The sequence below is a fragment of the Methylocella sp. genome (genome assembly GCF_044226135.1).
In the GTDB taxonomy this organism is placed as follows: domain Bacteria; phylum Pseudomonadota; class Alphaproteobacteria; order Rhizobiales; family Beijerinckiaceae; genus Methylocapsa.
Genome location: NZ_JBGAHM010000003.1, coordinates 69,103 through 86,090, shown reverse-complemented (window position 1 = coordinate 86,090; position 16,988 = coordinate 69,103). Strand labels below are relative to the sequence as shown.

Genomic DNA, 16,988 nt, shown 5'->3' with positions numbered 1-16,988 from the left:
TGTGACGCAGAGGGCGGTTGCAGATCGTCGCGCTTGTCGCTAAGGGAGTGTCGCTGCGGCTTACGAAGCCGTACGCCGCAATAGCTCAGCCGGTAGAGCACATCATTCGTAATGATGGGGTCGGGGGTTCGAATCCCTCTTGCGGCACCAGTCTTTTCAAAGACTTAAGGTGCAAAACCGCATCTTGGCATCTCCATTTTATCGTCGGGGCACTCCCAGGACACTCCCGGAATGCAGAATTTCGTTTATGCGCCCAGCCTGAGATTTCAGCCCAGCGACTCAGCCTCTTTGCCTTGCTAAACCGACGCCGTTTTGGCGTCGGCCTCCCGCTAACGGCCTGATTTCACTGGGCTGAGATTTCGGCCCGGCTAACCCTTTGATTTTGAAGGGCGCAAAACTGCGCTCAGCACCGTCGCCTAGCCGGGCTCAAGAGATGATCCAAGTTTGGATCATCTAACCCTTTGTCTTTGAACGGTCGAAAATTCGGCCGCCGACCCCGGCTCAAAACTGAGCCCTCTGTTTTCGTTGAGGAATCAGCCACGGCGGGCGAGATGGCTTAGATTGGAGCCGGCTGCTAAGCCGGCCCCCTTTTCTGAGATCACGCCGTCAGTTCCGCCTCCTCGACGGCCTCGTCGCGAGGTCGAAAAAACCTGCGGGGAGAGGCTGGAGTTTGTTCATTCGCCCCAACGGCTTCGTCAGAGGCCTCAGTTTTCGCCATCTCCTGATCGCTGGCAGCGTCCGCCGCGCGAACCATGTTGGCGGTGGTCATTTTCTCAAAGGCGGCCGCCACAAGCCAAGCCGAAACCGACGTGCCAAAGGGCGTGTGGACGGCCTTGTTTCAAGCTCTTGCGCAAGCGGGCGGGCCACCGGCCGAGGTTCTGATCGACAGTTCGGCGGTCAAGGCGCATCGCTCGGCCGCAGGCGGTAAAGGGGGAGAAAAATCAGGCGGTTGGTCGCTCGCGGGGTGGGCGAACGACGAAAATCCACGCGCTGACCGATGCCCTGTGTCGCCCGCTGGCGTTCATACTGAGCGGCGGGCATGTCGCCGATTGCACCGCTGGCGCGGCGTTGCTCACACAGCTTCCCGTCTGCGACATTCTCCACGCCGACAAAGGTTATGACGCCAACGCCATCCGCCGCCAGGTCGAGGATCGCGGCGCGATGCCGAACATCCCACCCAAGGCCAGCCGGAAATGGAAAAACTGCTTTTCGCCAGTCCTTTACCGAAACCGGATGTTCTGCCGGTTGAAGGACTTTCGGCGCGTCGCAACGCGGTACGACAGAAGCGCCGCGAATTTCCTCGCCGCCGTCCACATCGCTGCGACTGTCAGCTACTGGTTATGAGTCTGGACCCTAAGCCGACCTCGACAGCAGCCCGCTTTTTCGCTTTTTCTGCCGTCCGCCCTTCGATCGCATGCCGGCTCGTCAGGCGACAGAAGCGCCCGGCCCAGCCCTGCGGCGGTCGGGTTGACCGGCGCGCCGGACGCGACCCATTCGAACGGTCGCGCCGGGGCGAAAAGGACGCGTCGCGACCGGGAACGGGTCAGAGCTCCTGCGCCAGCGCGCCGACGCGTCGCAGATCCTCGACGAAGGCGTCATATTCGCGCCGCTTCGAAGCTTCGTCGGGCAGGCGCAGCAAAAAGGACGGATGCACCGTGACATAGCCCCGGCGTCCATCGAAGCCGAAGGGGCCCCGCTCTCGCAGCACCGACAGGCTGCGGCCGGCGAGCGCAAGGGCCGCGGTCGCGCCGAGCGCGACCACAATGTGCGGATGAACGAAGCCAAGCTCCTTCTCAAGCGCCCAGCGGTAGCGCTTCACCTCGCCGGCGGAAGGCTTCTCGTGGATGCGCCGCCGGCCGCGCTGCTGGAATTTGAAATGCTTGACGGCGTTTGTGAGATAGCACGCCTTGCGATCGAGCCCCGCATCCTCCAGAGCGCGCGAGAAAAGCCGGCCGGCCGGGCCGACGAAGGGGCGCCCCTGAGTCTCCTCCTGATCGCCGGGCTGCTCGCCCACGAAGGCGATCGGCGCGCCGACCGGCCCTTCGCCAGGCACAGCGCGCGGCGCCCCAGCGCTCAGCGGATCCATCGCGGCGATCATGTCGTTGAGCGCGGCGAGCGACGCCGGCTCCGCGTCGAACAGCGAGGCGGCCGCTTCGTCGGGACTGCGTTTCGACGGCATGGCGCCCTCCGCGCCCCTCGATCGGGCGTCGGCCAACGAATGCGGCTCTCAAGCGTTCCGGCGCCTTTCATGGAGACTCTCGCGCGGGGCGGCGCGCGAGGTCCGCCGGCGGCGCAGGCGTCGCTCTGGACGAGGCCGGAGCCTGTAGGAATTTTTGCGTCTCGGACGACCAGCCCGGCGGCGCGTCGCGCAGCGGCGGCGGCGCGTCGCCCGGAACGAGATGGACGATGGCGTATCCGCGCCGCTTCAGCTCGCCGAGGAGCTCGGGCAGCATGGCGGCCGTCTGCGCCTTGATGTCGTGCATCAGCAGAATGCCGCCCTTTGAGGCTTCAAGACGCTTCAGGACGAGTTCAAGCTCCTCCTGCGGGGTCATCTTCACCCAGTCCGAAGCCCAGACGTCGGCGCCGAACACGACCGCGCCCTGCGTCGCGAGCCAGGCGTTGAGCTCGGGCGTGTCGGCGAAGCCCGGATAACGGAAGAAGCGCGAGCCGTGCGGCGGCCCGCCCGAGCCGAACGCCGCGGCCTCGTCGGCGCGAAAGCCCTTCTCGATTTCTTCCCTGGCTCTTGATTCGGAAATGTTGCGCAGGATCTGGTGGGAAAAAGTGTGGTGGGCGATGGTGTGGCCTTCGGCCACGATGCGTCTCGCCAGTTTCGGATTGGCCTGCGCGTTGCGCCCGACAAGGAAGAAGGTCGCCTTGACGCATTGGGCGGCGAGCGCGTCGAGGATCTTCGTCGTTGTGGCGGGCAGGGGGCCGTCGTCGAAGGTCAGAACGACTTCCCGATCCTTGAGGGCGAGCGTGCGCGGATAGCTCTTGAGCCCGACGGCGAGGCTTTGGCCCGGCGGCGTCCCGACCTGAACCACGCGCGCCACGCCGAGCGCGCCGTCGCCGCAGCCTGCGGCCTGCGCCGGAGCCGCAAGGAGCGGGCCGCCAAGAAAGGCGCCCGCAAGAAAAGCGGTCCCAAAGAAAATTTTCGCGGCCAGGATCATGCGCACCGGCTTTGTCTTTCCGTCGTTCATCCGTGCGGAGGGTTCGCCGCGGCGGGCTGGCGCGTCAAGGCCGCAAATGCGGCGGGCGCGCGCCAAAGCTGACGCCGCGCCCCGGCGATTGAGTCTTGCGGCCCGGCAAAACCGCTCTATGAACCCATTCAACGCGAACGACAGGGATGAAGGGCGCACATGGCCGAAGCCGGAGACGAAGACCTCGCCGAGGCGCAGTCGATCTACGACGAAGACGGCGCCGTCCGCGAAGCGTTCCTCGCCGAGGTCAAGGCCGCGATCGCCGAGGAGAACGGGCCGCGCGCGATCGTGCTCGCCGCCGATCTGCATGAGGCCGACCTTGGCGGGCTGCTCGAGGCGCTCGACCCCGAAGAGCGCGTGCGGCTCGTGCGGCTCATGGGGCACAGCTTCGACTTTGCCGCGCTGACCGAGATCGACGCCAACATCCGCGACGAAATCCTGGAGGAGCTGCCGGCGAGCGAAGTCGCCGAAGGCGTGCGAGACCTCGAAAACGACGACGCCGTGACCCTGCTCGAGGATCTCGAGCCCGAGGACCAGGCGGAGATTCTCGACGCGCTGCCGGCGATCGACCGCGCCCAGCTCGAACGCTCGCTGCATTATCCCGACTATTCGGCCGGCCGTCTGATGCAGACGACCTTCGTCACCGCGCCGCCCTACTGGACGGCGGGGCAGGCGATCGACGTCATGCGCGACACCGACGAGGAGCGCCTGCCGGATTCGTTCTTCGAGATCTTCATCGTCGATCCCGGCCACCGGCTGCTCGGAACGGTGTTTCTGGACACGCTGCTGCGTTCGAAGAGCAAGGCCCTGCTCGAAGACATCATGTCGGCCGACCGGCGCCGGATCGAGGTCACGGAGGACCGCGAGGAGGTGGCGCGCCTGTTCGAGCGCTACACTCGGGTTTCGGCGCCGGTCGTCGACGAGGCCGGGCGGCTCGTCGGCGTCGTCACCATCGACGACGTCGTCGACGTCATTCAGGAAGAGGCCGACGCCAATCTGAAGGCGCTCGGCGGCGTGTCCGAGTCGGAGGAGCTCTCCGACACCGTGCTGTGGACGGCGAAGAGCCGTTTCGTATGGCTGTTCGTCAATCTCGTTACGGCTTTCATCGCTTCGGCCGTGCTCGGGCTGTTCGAGGGGCAGCTGCAGAAAATGGTGGCGCTCGCCGTGCTCGCGCCGATCGTCGCGAGCCAGGGCGGCAACGCCGCGACCCAGACCATGACGGTAGCGGTGCGCGCGCTCGCGACGCGCGAACTGTCGCGCGCCAACGCCGCGCGCATCGTCCTGCGCGAGGTGATGGTCGGCCTCGTCAACGGCGTCGGCTTCGGCGTGCTGACCGGGATCGTCGCCGGCTACTGGTTCGACATGCCGGGGCTTGGCGTGGTCATCGGCCTCGCCATGGTGACCAATCTCGTCGCGGGCGCGCTCGGCGGCATTCTCATTCCGCAGATTCTGGCGCGGCTGCGGGTCGATCCGGCGGTGGCTTCGGGGGCCTTCGTCACCACGGTGACGGACGTCGTCGGCTTCTCGTCCTTTCTCGGCTTCGCGACGCTCTGGTTCGGGCTGGGATGAGAGCGGGAAGGCGCGGGGCGCGATCGGCGGACGGCAGCCTCGTCGGCGCTCTGAGGCGCCGGCGGTTCAGTTGTCGAAAGCGCCTGTTCTCTCTTTCTCTCAATTCGTCGGCGTCATTGCTGCAATTGCTAAGAAATCCACGAATTTGAGAGCGTTAGCAGCATGTTTAGGCCCTGGCATGACCGCACGCCATAAATAAATGTGGTATTTTATAGTTTTGTGTTGCGTCATTAAATTATTTGTGCTCTTAATTAAGATGTAAATTTTGCGTGAAAACTGAGAAATAATTAAAACATTGATAATCGTTCTATCATGCGCGTCATCATGATGAATTGCGTCATATATATTTAAATACATACTATTTTATCGAGTTATAACGTTATTTTAATGCAAATATAGTCGCAACTTATAATATAATTGAGAATTATTCAATCGCGTTATTACTTTGTCACCAAGTCGAATGTTCGGCCGCCTCCATCGACTCTGTCCGAAATCGCCACAAACAGAAATAACCGGGCTGAGCTCGCCAATATGTCGGCGGACGCCGCACGCGATCGAACGGCGCGTGGCTCACAGAACAAACCGGGGAGCGCCTCAGATGAAAATTTATTCCGCGGTCATCATGGCTGCTTTCGCCGTGACGACGCCTCACCTTGCTGTCGCCGATGTCGCTGGCGCCCAGACGATGCGCACCGGGCGAAGCGTGGCGCCCGACGTCGCCAGACAATATCGGCAGGCGCCCGGCCTCGGCGTCGAAGCCGAAAATGCGCAGCTTCTGCCGGCGCAGGGCGCAAAACGGCTGCCGATCTTCCGGCCGCCGCATCGGTAGCCGCTTCTTCTTCGTTCAGATCCGCGCAGCCGTGTCGCGGAAAGGGCGGTCCCGGCCGGGACGTCCCTGCGCCGCGACATCGTCTCCGGGGGAAACAAGGCGCGCGGCCGAAACGCTGACGACCAAACGGGCAGGGCGAGACGCGTCGGCTCGATACGCCTATTGCGGGTTCTCGAGGCTGAACAGCTCGGAGTTTTCGTCATAGGCGAAAAGCTCGCCGTAGCGGCCCCAGTTGACCACGCTGCGAAGCGTGGTCTCGGCATAGTCGTCGGACATATGGTCTTCGAGTTCTTCGAGGAAGCGCGCGGCGCGCGCCGTATGGCTCGGCCGTTCCTCGAGCACGGCCCTGATCCGCCCGGCGAGCGGCACGAAGGCCAGAAGATGCTCGCCGAACAGCTTCTTGCGTTCGTCCGTCTCCATGTCGGCGAAGCGCGTCCCGGCCGGCGACAGCTTGATGTCGCCTTCCTCGAGCTCGGCGAAGCGCAGCAATTGCAGCGTCTCGGCCACGGGGAAAAGCTCATCGATCTCCATCTGCAGGCTGTCGGCCAGCGCCGGCAGGTCGGCCTTGCCGAAATAGGGATCGGCGGCGATCTCCTCGATCATGCCGGCCAGCGTGTTGGTGGAGATGTGCGGCAGCGACATGCCGACGCCGAGGCCGGCGAACAGCCCTTCGCGCGTCGCCGTCGGGTCGGGCCGCTGCGTCATCAGCGCATAGATGCGGTCCACGAGCTGGCGGAATTCGGGATCGAGCCGGTTGCGCGGATGGGGCAGGCTCACGGCGATCTCGGCCGCGATGCGTCCCGGATTCGACGACAGCACGAGGATGCGGTCGCACATCAGCACCGCCTCCTCGATATTGTGGGTCACCATCAGGATCGACTTGATCGGCATGCGCCCTTCGACCCAGAGGTCGAGCAGGTCGGTGCGCAGCGTTTCGGCCGTCAGCACGTCGAGCGCTGAAAACGGCTCGTCCATCAACAGGATGTTCGGATCGACGACGAGCGCGCGGGCGAAGCCGACGCGCTGGCGCATGCCGCCCGAAAGCTCCTTCGGGAAGGCCGATTCGAAGCCGTCGAGGCCGATCACGTCGATCGCCTTGAGGGCGCGGCGGCGCGCCTCCTCGCGCGGGGCCTTCTTGGCGCGAAGGCCAAGCTCGACATTGTCGAACACGGTGAGCCATGGAAACAGGGCGAAGCTCTGGAACACCATGGCGACGCCGTCGATCGGCCCCTCGACCGGCTGGCCGAGATAGGCGACGGAGCCCGAAGCCGGACGCGTGAGGCCCGACACGATGCGAAGCAGCGTGGACTTGCCCGAGCCCGAACGGCCAAGCAGGCCGACGATCTCGTTCTCGCGCAGCGTCAGCGACACGTCGTCGAGGATGCGCGGGCCGGTCTCGCCCGAGCCCGTGCGGTAATGCTGCACGATGTTCTCAAGCACGATCACCGGCGCGCCGGCGGCGGTGGCTCCCTGAGGGGCGGAGATGGGGTCGGACATGGGAAGCCCTCAATCGAGACGAAGCCGGCGTTCGGCGAGCAGGGCCAGCGGACGCCAGAGCATGCGGTTGAACAGGATGACGAAGACCGACATCAGCGCGACGCCGAGCACGATGCGCGGATAGTCGCCGGCGTCGGTGGCGATCGCGATATAGGAGCCGATGCCCTGCGCGGTCAGCACGTCGTCGCCCCAGCGCACATGCTCGGCCACGATCGCCGCGTTCCAGGACCCGCCCGAGGCGGTGAGCGCGCCCGTCACGTAATAGGGGAAGATCGCCGGGATCATCACCTTGAACCACCAGTCGAAGCCGCGGATGCGGAAGCCCCTGACGGCTTCCTTGAGGTCGTTCGGAAAGGCCGCCGCGCCGGCGACGACGTTGAACAGAATATACCATTGCGTGCCCAGAATGATCAGCGGGCTGAGCCACACTTCCGGGTTCAGATGGAAGCGCAGGATGCAGATCACCGCGATCGGAAACACGACGTTCGCCGGAAAGGCGGCGAGAAACTGGGCGAGCGGCTGCACCGCCTCGGCGACGCGCGGCCTGAGGCCGATCCAGACGCCGATCGGGACCCAGACCAGCGTCGCGAGCACGATGAGCACGATGACCCGCGCCAGCGTGTACAGGGTGTAGAGCAGCGCCCGGCCGAATTCGGCGGGCGAGATCTCGGCCCGCACGAAGTCGAAGATCAGCCAGCACGACCAAGCGACGCCGGCGAGAACTGCGCCGTACCACAGGATGTCGAAGGCGAACGACATGGCCCGGCTCCGCGCGGCCTGCGGCGCGCCGGCGCCGCCGAGCCAGTCGAGCCGCCAGAAAGAGACCGCGCGCAGCGCCTCGGCGATCGGGCGAAAGCCCGTCTGCAGCCACGCCGAGCGCAGGAACAGGTCGCGCGCGAAGGAGCGTGATTCGGTCTGGCCGGCCGAAAGCTCGACGCGGAAGCGCGCCCCGAAGGCGACAAGCGGGCGAAACAGCAGCTGGTCGTAAAGCAGGATCACGACCGCCATCGCGGCGACGGCCGCGAGCACGCCGGCGATGCTGCGCTCGTTGATCGCGAGCGCGAGATAGGAGCCGATCCCGGGCAGCATGATGGTGGTGTCGCCGACGGAAATCGCCTCGGAGGCGACGACGAAGAACCAGCCGCCCGACATGGACATCATCATGTTCCAGATGAGGCCCGGCATGGCGAAGGGCGCTTCGAGCTGCCAGAACCGCTGCCACGGCGTCAGGCGAAATCCGGTTGAAACCTCGTCGAGGTCGCGCGGCACGTTGCGCAGCGACTGGTAAAACGAAAAGGTCATGTTCCAGGCCTGCGACGTGAAGATCGCAAAGATCGCGGCGCATTCCGCGCCCAGGATCGAACCGGGAAAGAGCCCTAAAAAAAATGTGATCGTGAAGGACAGAAAGCCCAGAATCGGCACCGACTGCAGGATGTCGAGCAGCGGCACCAGCACCTTTTCGGCGCGCCGGCTCTTCGCCGCGAGCGTGGCGTAGACGAAGGTGAAGACGAGCGAGGCGGCCATGGCTGCGAACATGCGCAGCGTGGTGCGCATGGCGTAGTAGGGAAGGCCGGCGTAGTCGAGCGAGGAGACCGTCGAGGCGGGATCGTGGATCGGGAGCGTCAGGCCGCGTGAATAACGCCCGATGGCGATGAAGCCCGCAAAGATGAGGGCCGTCCACAACAGATCGTAGCGGTTCGGCAGCGTGCGGCGCCCGAGCGCTGAAAGGGCGGATGTCGGCGTCATGGCGGCCTGCGCGGTGGACAAGACGCGCGGCGCGTCTTTTTCAGCCTAGGCCATGGTCCAAAAGCGAGACGACGACAAGATGACGGCCCGCCGTCCTGCGCGGCGCGGGCGACGGCGCGGCAATTGGCGCTGGACAGGCCAGATTCGGTTTGCTACACGGACGCCTCCGAAGCGGTCCGGCTCAGCCGAAGCGCAGGATTTGATGGGCGCATAGCTCAGTTGGTAGAGCAGCTGACTCTTAATCAGCGGGTCCAAGGTTCGAGCCCTTGTGCGCCCACCATCAAATCTCCTGAAAATTCAGACACCTGACGGATTGGCTAAATCCGTCAGCCTAGAACATCAAGTGAACAAACGCTTCGGCTAGACTGCCGTAAGACCCCTTTAAGGGTCTTATATAAGACTTTCCTCAAAATCAGCGGGCTGAACCGGGAACGCCGCGTTCACCGAGCCTTTCACCAAGATGGCGGCTGCGATACGCCGCACTTCATAATTCGCCTCGAAGCCCTATGCCGAGGCGCTTGGCAGAGCGATTCGACCTGATTGATGAAGGTTGGGTGACGACGTCCGGAGGCTATTTCGACCGCAAGGCCTATGTGCGGTTTCCGGACGGCATGATGGGCGAGGTGCAGCTCTGGGAGCCGTCGCTGCTCGAGGCGAGGGGAAACGGCGGACATGCGCTATATGAGCGATACAGATCCCTGCCGAACGGAGAAGAAAAAGATCGCCTCCGCTCCGAGATGAAGGCGTTTTATTCCGCCGTTTCGGAACGCTTGCCGGAGAGCTGGAACATGCTTTCCGGCAAGGGCGGCAGCGACGGCCAGCGCTTGTTGAACGCCTCGACCGACATGACTGCGCCTTCGTGGAATACCTCGCCGGTTACATCCGGCGTCCAGGCGCCGTCGCGCAGCCAGACGCCCGTCGATCGGACAAATACGACGGGTTCTCCATCGAACCGGCCAACCTTGGCGCCCGGGGGCAGTTTCAAAACCATCGAGGAGCCTCCTGCCTCTAATTTAGCGCTTGACAGGGAAACATCAAGCGCGCCTCCGCCGCCGGTCAGACTGGCGCCGGAGCCTCCGGAAGACATGCTGGACGCCGTTCCGGTCGAAGGCCCGGATGGAGAGGTGGGCTCGCTCCGAGCCGGGCGCCCGGAATGGCGCGCTCAATAGCTCTTGTACGGAAGGAATTTGCCGGAGAGGCGCACCTCGACGCGATCGCCCTTCGGATCGATTTCGCGCTTGATGTCCATCGAGAAGTCGATGGCGCTCATGATGCCGTCGCCGAACTCCTCATGGATCAACTCCTTGATCGTCGATCCATAGACGCTGACGATCTCATACCAGCGGTAGATCAGCGGATCGGTCGGGACGGCGGTCGGCAGGGAGCCCTTGTACGGCGCGATCTGCAGCCAGGCGACGGCTTCGTCGGGCAGGCCGAAGAAGGCTCCGACCGCTTCGGCTTCGGCTTTTGAGAACGCCATCTGGCCAAGACATCCGGCGGTCGTCCATTCCTTCGATTTTCCGACCGCTTTCGCGACCTGCGCCCAGGTCAGCCCCTTGGCGACCTTGGCCGCGACGATCATCTCCGTCACCTCATTGCGATTCTTGATCATGACATTCCTCATATGAAAGACGGGCGCCACGCGAAGCGCGGCGGCGAGAAGGGTGGCGGCGTTCGCCAGCGATGCCCCAGACGCTCAGCAACCGCCATGCCAGCCGCAACGACGCGCCTGAAACGCCTGCCGTCCCAGCGGCTTACAAACTGGCGCCCGGACCATGCAGCCGGCGCCTGGGCTCACAATTGTTTACATTGTCGATCATTATCTGAACGGTCAAATTCCAAACTTCTGGCACCGATACACGAACTGCCGGGCGGTCATTCCAAGCTGCTGCGCCGCGCGCGACTTGTTGCCGCCGCTCTGCGCCAGCGCCTGCCTGAGCTGCTGCGCGGAATGAGACGTCGCGGCGATATAGGGACGCAGCGCGATCGCGTCGGGGGGAGGCGCGGCGGCCGGCGCCGGCGCGCCAGGGTCCCCGCCGCCTGCGAAAAAAGGCTCGATGTCGGTGGCCGACAGGGACGGTCGGTCGGCGAGCAGCACAAGCCTTTCGATCATGTTCGACAGCTCGCGGATGTTGCCCGGCCAGGAATGCTCCTGCAGCCGCGAGATGGCGTCGGCGGAGAGATTGACGTTGCGCTGGTTGGCCTGGTTGACATGGTTCAGAAAGTGCAGCGCAAGCGCCGGAATGTCGCCGCGCCTTTCGCGCAACGAGGGAAGGCGGATCGGTATGACGTTCAGCCTGTAAAAGAGATCCTGCCTGAACCCGCCGCGGCCGACCTCGACGGCGAGGTCGCGGTTGGTCGCCGCGACGAGGCGCACGTTGATCCTGATCTCGCTTTTTCCGCCAAGCCGCGTCAGCGCGCCTTCCTGAAGGGTGCGCAGCAGCTTGGCCTGCATGCCGAGCGGCAGTTCGCCGATCTCGTCGAGGAAGATCGTTCCGTCGTCGGCCTGCTCGAACCATCCGGCGCGCATGGCGGCCGCGCCGGTGAAGGCGCCGCGCTCGTGGCCGAACAGCTCCGACTCGAACAGCGCTTCGGGGATCGCCGCGCAATTGACCTTGATGAAAGGCTTGTCGCGGCGCGATCCGGCGAGATGGAGCGCCCGCGCGAACAGCTCCTTGCCCGACCCTGATTCGCCGAGCAGCAGAACGGCGGCGGTCGCGTCCGAGACGCGCTCGAGCTCTGATATCGCGCGCAGCAGCTCGGGCGAGTCTCCGACGATGCCATAGCGCGTCGCGTCGGCGTTGAGGGCGCGCTTCAGCATCGCGTTGTGCTGCTCGAGGACGCGGGTCTTCTCCTCGATGTGGCTCTTGAGGTGGAGAAGCTGCCCGGCGAGCGTCGCGAGAATGCGCAGGATCGCCAGATCGTCGGCGATCATCCGCGCGCGCCTGCGGATGCGATGGCAGGCGAGGACGCCGACCGTCCTCTGTCCGATCTGGATCGGCAGCGCGATGAAGGACACGACGCCCGAAGGCAGGCGGTCGCGCGGGACGGCGCGGGCGAGAAAGCCCGGCTCCTTGTCGATGTCCTGCACGATGTTGAGATGCCCGCGCGCGAGAACGCGTCCGGTGACGCCTTCGTCGAGCGCATAGCGGCCGCGCGCGATCTCGGCTTTGGTCAGGCCATAGGCGTAGCGTATCGAGCCGCCGCCTCCGTCGTCGTCAAGCAGCACGATGCGCCCGCGGTTGAGCCCGAGCAGCTCCGAAGCGAGGTGCAGCATTTCGGTGAAGGTCTCGTCCGCCGCGAGCTTCTTCCCGGCCAGAGCCACGACATGTTGCAGGAGAAGCATTTCCTGCGTGCGCCAGAAAGCCGCCGAGGTGGCCGCCTGGCGCTGCGTCTCGCGCGGCCGCGCGCCTGTCTCGCTCATCGCCGCGCCTCCTGCGGATGGATCTTTCGGCAATCTTAACAAATGTTGATAATATCGACAATTTGTTTTTGGCTTCGCTGGCGCCATTCCACGGCCAGCGCCCTGTGAAATCTATTTAATATCATGAAATATATTGATTTTTTCATTTTTCTACGAATGTGGCCGGCGCTGGCACACACGTTGCCATGGTCTTGTCGACCGGCCTTCGCGCCGTTCTTACCCGCTGGAGCAAATTCATGTCGAACGCCATTGAAGCCGAATCAACCACCGTCAGGGCCTATCTTCGACCGATCGACCGCGACGGGCTGATGGCCTTCGCCGAGAAAGGCCGCAACAATCCGAAGTCGCGTGGCCGCAACACGGTCCATACCGTGATGCAGGGCATGTATCGCAGCCTGAGCTATGTCGGCGACCATGCGCCGGTCGTGGTCGACGAGCCGCTCCACCTGTTCGGCGAGAACACCGCGCCGGCGCCGGGCGAGATCGTGCTGTCGGGCCTTGGCGGCTGCCTCGCCGTCGGCGTCACGGCGGTCGCCACCTGGAAGAATGTGAAGCTCACGCGGCTCGAAATCTTCCTTGAGGCCGACATCGGCAATCCGGCCGCCTGGGGCGCCGGCGGCGCCGACATGCGCCCGGAAGACATGGGCTTTCAGGCGATCCGCGTGAAGGTGCTCATCGACGGCGACGCCACGCGCGAAGAGCTCGAGGAGATCGTGCGCCGGGCCAATTACTTCTCGCCGGTCGCCAACTCGATGCGCAACCCCATCCCCTTCGAGATCTCGCTCAAGGACTGAGCCGCAACCGACAGGAAAGAAGGAGACCGACGTGAACGACGCGCGCGCATGCCTGCTTCCGACAGACTTCTGGCCCGAGGCCGCCGCCATGCGCGCCGGAGTCGGCGAGATCTCCCGCGGCCCGCTCGCCAAGGCGGCGGCCCACATCGACGAAGGGCGTTATCCCATCGATCTCATGGCCGCGCTCGGCGAGGCGGGCGCCTTCGCGCCCCATCTCGACATGTTCGGAGGCCGCTTCGATCTCGCCCTCGAGGCGACCCATGAGGTCAGCCGAAGCTGCGGATCGACCGGCTTTCTCACATGGTGCCAGAACGTGTGCGGGCTCTACCTTGAACAGTCCGGCAACCCGGCCCTCGCCAGCCGCCTCTTGGATCACGCCATGGGGCGCAGCTTCGGCGGCACCGGACTGTCGAACCCCGTGAAGGCGCTCGCCGGCATCGAACCGATGCTGCTGCGCGCCCGCAAGGTCAAGGGCGGCTACCTCGTCAACGGGACTCTGCCCTGGGTCAGCCACATCCGCGACGGCCAGTATTGCGGGGCGATCGCCGTGGTCGAGAACGGCGATGGCGGGCGCTCTCATGAGATTATGTTCATCATTGACTTCGACGGACGCGTCGAGCTGAAGCCCTGTCCGGCGTTTTCCGGCATGGAGGGAACCAGCACCTGGCGCGTGCCGCTCGTCGATTATTTCGTCGGCGAGGACGCCATGATCGCCGATCCGGCCCGGCCCTTCGTCGCGCGCATCCGCGGCGCCTTCGTGCTGCTGCAATGCGCGATGGCGACGGGGCTCGTCGCCGGCGCCGTGGAATCGATGCGCGAGGTCGAGCCGACGCTCGGCCACGTCAACCGCTTCCTGCCGGATGGGCCGGACGAGATCGAGGACGAGGCGGAAGAGCTCGCCGCGCGCGTGTTGACGCTGGCGAAGACGCCTTACGACGGATCGAAGGACTATCTCATCGACGTGCTCGACGCGCGGGCGCAGGGCGGCGAGCTCGCCTTGCGCGCGGCGCAGTCGGCCATGCTGCATCAGGGCGCGCGCGGCTATCTGAAGAGCGCGGCGCCGCAGCGGCGCATGCGCGAGGCGCAGTTCGTCGCCATCGTCACGCCGGCGATCAAGCACCTGCGCTTCGAAATGGATCGCCTGATGAACGCGGAGACGCCGGCATGAGCGACGTTCAAAACCTTGCCCCCGAGCCCCCGCCGGAGCCCTGGCGCCAATATGTCTGCCGCGCCTGCGGCCTCATCTACGACGAGGCGCTGGGCGATCCGGACAGCGGCCTGCCGCCGGGCACACGCTTCGCCGACATTCCCGACGATTGGGAGTGCCCGCTGTGCGGCGTCGGCAAGGGCGACTTCGAACCCTACGTCAGGCCCGAACGCCCGCAGCCGGCGGAGACCGCGCCGCGCGCTGCGCCGCGCGGGCGGAGCGTCGTCATCGTCGGCGGGGGCCTCGCCGGCTGGGCGGTCGCCGAGGCGATCCGCGCCCTCGACGCGACGACGCCGGTGACGCTCGTCTGCGGCGGCCGGGCCGACCGCTACAGCAAACCGGAGCTTTCGATCGCGCTGAGCCGTGGGCGGACGCCCGATTCCCTGGTTCGCGAAACCGGCGCCGAGGCGGCGCGCCGCCTCGGCGTGCGGCTTCTCGACCAGACCTTCGCGCTTGGCGTTTCGCCGCGCAGCCGGCGCCTGCGCACCACCCGCGGAACGCTCGACTATTCGGCGCTCGCGCTCGCGCAGGGCTCGCGCCCAGCGGCGAGGCCGGAGCTTCCGGCCTCGCTGTGCTGGAGCGTCAACGATCTTTCCGCCTGGGCCGGCCTGCATGGCCGGCTGGCGTCAGGGCCGCAGCGGATCGCGGTGGTCGGCGCCGGGCTCGTCGGCTGTGAACTCGCGGAAGATTTCGCGCGCGCCGGCCATCAGGTGACGCTGCTGCACCGGAGCGCGACGCCGCTTTCGGCGTTTCTTCCCGAGGCCGCCGCGCTGCGCGTCAGGGAGAGCCAGGCGGCGCTCGGCGTCCGTCATCTCGCCTGCGTCGAGGTTGCGAGCGTCACGGCGCTCGAGAGCGGCGCGCGGCGCGTCGACACGCGCTGCGGCCAGACCCTGACCGTCGATCATGTCGTCGCGGCGACCGGCCTCGTCACGGACGACCGGCTCGCGCGCTCGGCGGGCCTCGCCTTCGACGACGGGATCGTGGTCGACCCGGCGACGCTCCAGTCGAGCGCAAAAGGCGTCTATGCGCTTGGCGATTGCGCGAGCGTCGAAGGCGCGGCCTGCCGCTTCGTCGAGCCGATCGCGCGGCAGGCGGAGGCGATCGCCCATCATATTCTGGCCCGCCCGCATGACGGCTACCGGCACAGCCCGCCCGTCGTGCGGCTGAAGAGCGCGGCGTCGGTGGAGCTGCGCGGCGCGCCCTGCGCCGAAGGCGAATGGCGCGTCGTAAAGGACGATCGTCATCTTCTCCACATGGAGCAATGGCTGGCAGGCGCGCGGGCTGCGAGCCTGCGTGTCGGCGCGGAACGATAGAGCGGGAGACGAACAGCGTGAGCGACAATCTTTATTCGCCTTACTCGGCCCGCTCGAGGCTCGGGGGCTGCGCCTGCGGCGGACACGCCAACGCGCAGGAGCATGACGCCGCAGCCGCGCGCGAGCGGGTTCGGCGCGCGAGCGATCCCGAAACGGTCTCGCGCGATTTTATCGAAGCGGCCGCCGTGCGCGCGCTGTTCCCGCACGACGCGACGCGCCGGAGCTTTATGCGCGCGGTCGGCGCTTCGACCGCGATGGCCGCCGTCGCGAGCGTGCTGCCCCTGCGTCAGATGCAGGCGATGGCCGCGGAAAAGGGGCCGATCGAAAAGAAGACTCTCACCATCGGCTTCATCCCGATCAACTGCGCGACGCCGCTGATCATGGCCGACCCGATGGGCTTTTATGCGCAGCAGGGACTGGCCCCGACCTTGCGCAAGACCGCCGGCTGGGCGCTCGTGCGCGACCAGACCCTGAACGGCGAGCTCGACGCCTCGCACTTCCTTGCGCCGATGCCGCTCGCCATTTCGATGGGCCTCGGCTCGGCGCCGCAGCCAATGCGCGTCGCGACGATCCAGAACGTCAATGGACAGGCGATCACCCTGGCGCTCAAGCACAAGGACAATCGCGACCCGCGCAACTGGAAGGGGTTCAAATTCGCCATCCCCTTCGAATTTTCGATGCACAATTTTCTGCTGCGTTATTACCTCGCCGAATACGGCCTTGATCCCGACAAGGACGTTCAGCTGCGCGTCACGCCGCCGGCCGAAATGATCGCCAATCTGCGCGCCGGCAACATTGACGGCTTCTTCGGGCCAGAGCCGTTCAACCAGCGCGCGGTCTATGACGGCATCGCCTTCATCCATATCCTGTCGAAGGACATATGGGACGGCCACCCCTGTTGCTCCTTCGGCGCGTCGACCGCCTTCATCGAACAGAATCCCAACACCTTCGCGGCGCTCTACCGCGCCATCATCAACGCCTCGACGGCGGCGCGCGATCCGGCCAACCTGCCCGAAATCGCCAAGGCGATCTCGACGCCGAACTATCTCAACCAGCCGGAGATCGTGGTGCGGCAGGCGCTCACCGGACGGTATGCGGACGGCCTTGGCGCCGTCCAGAACCAGCCGGACCGCGCCGGCTTCGATCCCATGCCCTGGTACTCCATGGCGACATGGATGCTGACCCAGATGAAGCGCTGGGGCTATGTCGCCGGCGACGTCGATTTCAACGCCATCGCGAAGGAGGTGTTTCTGATGACGGACGCCCGCAGGCATATGGCCGAACTCGGCCTGAAGGAGGCGGCCGCGGAGCCGCTCTCCGGCGACAAGAGCTTTACCGTGATGGGACGGCGCTATGACGCCGAAAAGCCCAAAGACTATCTCGGCGGTTTCGCCATCAAGCGCAGCTAGGAG

Annotated in this window: 12 protein-coding genes, 2 tRNA genes and 2 pseudogenes; 9 read left to right on the top strand and 7 right to left on the bottom strand. The window is 65.4% G+C overall.

What is annotated here, in order from left to right; translation table 11 throughout:
- The first annotated feature begins 74 nt into the window (after positions 1 to 74).
- A tRNA-Thr gene (locus ACILRB_RS02550) sits at positions 75 to 150 on the top strand.
- A 665-nt stretch (positions 151 to 815) separates the two neighbouring features.
- Positions 816 to 1,344, top strand: a pseudogene (locus tag ACILRB_RS02545) (IS5 family transposase); the annotation flags it as partial.
- A gap of 199 nt (positions 1,345 to 1,543) precedes the next feature.
- On the opposite strand, the pseudogene ACILRB_RS02540 reads toward ACILRB_RS02545, so the two are convergent.
- Together ACILRB_RS02540 and ACILRB_RS02535 are read right to left on the bottom strand one after the other, a co-directional pair.
- Positions 1,544 to 2,188: pseudogene (locus ACILRB_RS02540) on the bottom strand (UdgX family uracil-DNA binding protein); the annotation flags it as partial.
- Between the two features lie 58 nt (positions 2,189 to 2,246).
- Positions 2,247 to 3,167: a polysaccharide deacetylase family protein gene (locus ACILRB_RS02535; RefSeq protein WP_395664816.1), complete on the bottom strand. Its 921-nt coding sequence runs from the start codon at positions 3,165 to 3,167 to the stop codon at positions 2,247 to 2,249.
- A 189-nt stretch (positions 3,168 to 3,356) separates the two neighbouring features.
- Here ACILRB_RS02535 and mgtE point away from each other — a divergent pair, with 189 nt between their 5' ends.
- Positions 3,357 to 4,766 carry a magnesium transporter gene (gene mgtE, locus ACILRB_RS02530; RefSeq protein WP_395664727.1) on the top strand — a complete coding sequence of 470 codons (1,410 nt, stop codon included), beginning with the start codon at positions 3,357 to 3,359 and terminating at the stop codon, positions 4,764 to 4,766.
- A 598-nt stretch (positions 4,767 to 5,364) separates the two neighbouring features.
- A complete protein-coding gene (locus ACILRB_RS02525) occupies positions 5,365 to 5,595 on the top strand; it encodes a hypothetical protein (RefSeq protein ID WP_395664726.1) in 231 nt (76 codons plus the stop codon).
- A gap of 159 nt (positions 5,596 to 5,754) precedes the next feature.
- Here the strand turns inward: ACILRB_RS02525 and ACILRB_RS02520 are convergent, their stop codons facing one another.
- Together ACILRB_RS02520 and ACILRB_RS02515 are read right to left on the bottom strand one after the other, a co-directional pair.
- The gene (locus ACILRB_RS02520; protein ID WP_395664725.1) at positions 5,755 to 7,092 is read right to left on the bottom strand and encodes an AAA-associated domain-containing protein; all 1,338 of its coding nucleotides are present in this window, start codon (positions 7,090 to 7,092) and stop codon (positions 5,755 to 5,757) included.
- A gap of 9 nt (positions 7,093 to 7,101) precedes the next feature.
- A complete protein-coding gene (locus tag ACILRB_RS02515) occupies positions 7,102 to 8,838 on the bottom strand; it encodes an ABC transporter permease (protein ID WP_395664724.1) in 1,737 nt (578 codons plus the stop codon).
- Between the two features lie 204 nt (positions 8,839 to 9,042).
- On the opposite strand from ACILRB_RS02515, the gene ACILRB_RS02510 reads away from it, so the two are divergent.
- Positions 9,043 to 9,118: transfer RNA gene (locus ACILRB_RS02510), tRNA-Lys, on the top strand.
- Positions 9,119 to 9,586: 468 nt separating this feature from the next.
- Here the strand turns inward: ACILRB_RS02510 and ACILRB_RS02505 are convergent.
- The 3 genes from ACILRB_RS02505 to ACILRB_RS02495 form a co-directional block, all read right to left on the bottom strand.
- The gene (locus ACILRB_RS02505; RefSeq protein WP_395664723.1) at positions 9,587 to 9,829 is read right to left on the bottom strand and encodes a hypothetical protein; all 243 of its coding nucleotides are present in this window, start codon (positions 9,827 to 9,829) and stop codon (positions 9,587 to 9,589) included.
- Positions 9,830 to 10,000: 171 nt separating this feature from the next.
- Positions 10,001 to 10,450 (bottom strand): cyanase, encoded by a 450-nt coding sequence (gene cynS, locus ACILRB_RS02500; RefSeq protein WP_395664722.1) that lies wholly within the window; start codon positions 10,448 to 10,450, stop codon positions 10,001 to 10,003.
- 219 nt (positions 10,451 to 10,669) lie between these two features.
- Positions 10,670 to 12,262 (bottom strand): sigma 54-interacting transcriptional regulator, encoded by a 1,593-nt coding sequence (locus tag ACILRB_RS02495; RefSeq protein ID WP_395664721.1) that lies wholly within the window; start codon positions 12,260 to 12,262, stop codon positions 10,670 to 10,672.
- 236 nt (positions 12,263 to 12,498) lie between these two features.
- Here ACILRB_RS02495 and ACILRB_RS02490 point away from each other — a divergent pair, with 236 nt between their 5' ends.
- From ACILRB_RS02490 to ACILRB_RS02475, 4 genes are all read left to right on the top strand, one after another.
- Positions 12,499 to 13,056 (top strand): OsmC family protein, encoded by a 558-nt coding sequence (locus ACILRB_RS02490; RefSeq protein WP_395664720.1) that lies wholly within the window; start codon positions 12,499 to 12,501, stop codon positions 13,054 to 13,056.
- A gap of 88 nt (positions 13,057 to 13,144) precedes the next feature.
- On the top strand, positions 13,145 to 14,224 hold the full coding sequence (locus ACILRB_RS02485; protein WP_395664815.1) for an acyl-CoA dehydrogenase family protein: 1,080 nt from the start codon (positions 13,145 to 13,147) through the stop codon (positions 14,222 to 14,224).
- Positions 14,221 to 15,576 (top strand): FAD-dependent oxidoreductase, encoded by a 1,356-nt coding sequence (locus tag ACILRB_RS02480; protein ID WP_395664719.1) that lies wholly within the window; start codon positions 14,221 to 14,223, stop codon positions 15,574 to 15,576. The genes ACILRB_RS02485 and ACILRB_RS02480 overlap by 4 nt, the downstream gene beginning before the upstream one ends.
- 17 nt (positions 15,577 to 15,593) lie before the next feature.
- The gene (locus ACILRB_RS02475; RefSeq protein ID WP_395664718.1) at positions 15,594 to 16,985 is read left to right on the top strand and encodes a CmpA/NrtA family ABC transporter substrate-binding protein; all 1,392 of its coding nucleotides are present in this window, start codon (positions 15,594 to 15,596) and stop codon (positions 16,983 to 16,985) included.
- Positions 16,986 to 16,988 lie beyond the last annotated feature (3 nt).

What these genes read in the sequence shown, in the direction of transcription:
- ACILRB_RS02505 (WP_395664723.1), bottom strand. Translation starts at nt 9,829, where the DNA reads ATGGTTTTGAAACTGCCCCCGGGCGCCAAGGTTGGCCGGTTCGATGGA.
- ACILRB_RS02515 (WP_395664724.1), bottom strand. Translation starts at nt 8,838, where the DNA reads ATGACGCCGACATCCGCCCTTTCAGCGCTCGGGCGCCGCACGCTGCCG.
- ACILRB_RS02535 (WP_395664816.1), bottom strand. Translation starts at nt 3,167, where the DNA reads ATGATCCTGGCCGCGAAAATTTTCTTTGGGACCGCTTTTCTTGCGGGC.
- ACILRB_RS02525 (WP_395664726.1), top strand. Translation starts at nt 5,365, where the DNA reads ATGAAAATTTATTCCGCGGTCATCATGGCTGCTTTCGCCGTGACGACG.
- cynS (WP_395664722.1), bottom strand. Translation starts at nt 10,450, where the DNA reads ATGATCAAGAATCGCAATGAGGTGACGGAGATGATCGTCGCGGCCAAG.
- ACILRB_RS02480 (WP_395664719.1), top strand. Translation starts at nt 14,221, where the DNA reads ATGAGCGACGTTCAAAACCTTGCCCCCGAGCCCCCGCCGGAGCCCTGG.
- mgtE (WP_395664727.1), top strand. Translation starts at nt 3,357, where the DNA reads ATGGCCGAAGCCGGAGACGAAGACCTCGCCGAGGCGCAGTCGATCTAC.
- ACILRB_RS02485 (WP_395664815.1), top strand. Translation starts at nt 13,145, where the DNA reads ATGCGCGCCGGAGTCGGCGAGATCTCCCGCGGCCCGCTCGCCAAGGCG.
- ACILRB_RS02520 (WP_395664725.1), bottom strand. Translation starts at nt 7,092, where the DNA reads ATGTCCGACCCCATCTCCGCCCCTCAGGGAGCCACCGCCGCCGGCGCG.
- ACILRB_RS02490 (WP_395664720.1), top strand. Translation starts at nt 12,499, where the DNA reads ATGTCGAACGCCATTGAAGCCGAATCAACCACCGTCAGGGCCTATCTT.
- ACILRB_RS02495 (WP_395664721.1), bottom strand. Translation starts at nt 12,262, where the DNA reads ATGAGCGAGACAGGCGCGCGGCCGCGCGAGACGCAGCGCCAGGCGGCC.